The sequence below is a fragment of the Clostridium sp. D53t1_180928_C8 genome (assembly GCF_015667795.1).
In the GTDB taxonomy this organism is placed as follows: domain Bacteria; phylum Bacillota; class Clostridia; order Clostridiales; family Clostridiaceae; genus Clostridium.
In genome coordinates this window covers 1-1,049 of the sequence record NZ_JADPEL010000135.1, presented here as the reverse complement: position 1 = coordinate 1,049, position 1,049 = coordinate 1, and the positions used below count along the sequence as shown (strand labels likewise).

Genomic DNA, 1,049 nt, shown 5'->3' with positions numbered 1-1,049 from the left:
AAGGTTGATAGGTCAGAGGTGTAAGTGCGGTAACGTATGTAGCTGACTGATACTAATAGGTCGAGGGCTTGACCAATAAAATAGAATAATTCATGTGCAATTTTGAGATAACAATCTCAAAGATCTGGTGATGATGGCGTAGAGGAAACACTCCTTCCCATTCCGAACAGGAAAGTTAAGCTCTACAGCGTCAATGGTACTGCACGGGTGACTGTGTGGGAGAGTAGAACGTTGCCAGGTAATTTGGGGGTATAGCTCAGTTGGGAGAGCACTTGCCTTGCACGCAAGGGGTCAAGGGTTCGAATCCCTTTACCTCCACCAAAGCTACGATTTATATCGTAGCTTTTTTGTTGTATAAAGGAATATTAATTTATAAATAGCTATATTTAGATTAAGAGGTAGTATAAACTAAGTCTTATCTGTAAAGATTAAGAAAGGGTTGTAACGAAATTTAATGGATAAAATAAGTACATATATATATTGTTAATAAAATTTGGTGTAATTATTGACTAACATGCCAGATTAGATCTTACATAAATTTATATAAGAAATTAAATAGTTATTTGGTGAAGGGAGTATATAATATCATTTTAGCTTTTAATACATATATTAATTTTTTAGATTTATTAAGTATAATAGAGAAAATTTTTAAAAACTAATTGCTTTATACTAGGAAATATTATTATAAAATAAACAAAAGATAACGAATATAGGGGAATTAAAAGTAAAAACATCTAATATTGAAATTAATTTAAAAAAAGTGTTGACATGAATATAGTATAATGATAATATAAAGAAGTCGTCAGCGACAACATAAAAAAACATCGAAAAACTTCAAAAAAAGATGTTGACAATATGTTAAGATAGTGATAAGATAAAGAAGTCGCTTCGGTGCGACAGAGTAAATGGTCTTTGAAAATTGAACAGAATATAGTTAAAGTAAACCAGCAATTCTTTTGAGAGTCTTAAAACAAGACTCAAAGTAATTTGAGCAAATGATTAAACTTTTTAGTGAGAGTTTGATCCTGGCTCAGGACGAACGCTGGCGG

At 31.5% G+C, this 1,049-nt stretch carries 1 tRNA gene and 2 rRNA genes; all 3 read left to right on the top strand.

What is annotated here, in order from left to right:
* Window positions 1-76 (top strand): 23S ribosomal RNA (locus tag I4V51_RS20905); the annotation flags it as partial.
* A 47-nt stretch (window positions 77-123) separates the two neighbouring features.
* Window positions 124-240 (top strand): 5S ribosomal RNA (gene rrf, locus I4V51_RS20900).
* Window positions 241-245: 5 nt separating this feature from the next.
* Window positions 246-321, top strand: a tRNA-Ala gene (locus I4V51_RS20895).
* Window positions 322-1,049 lie beyond the last annotated feature (728 nt).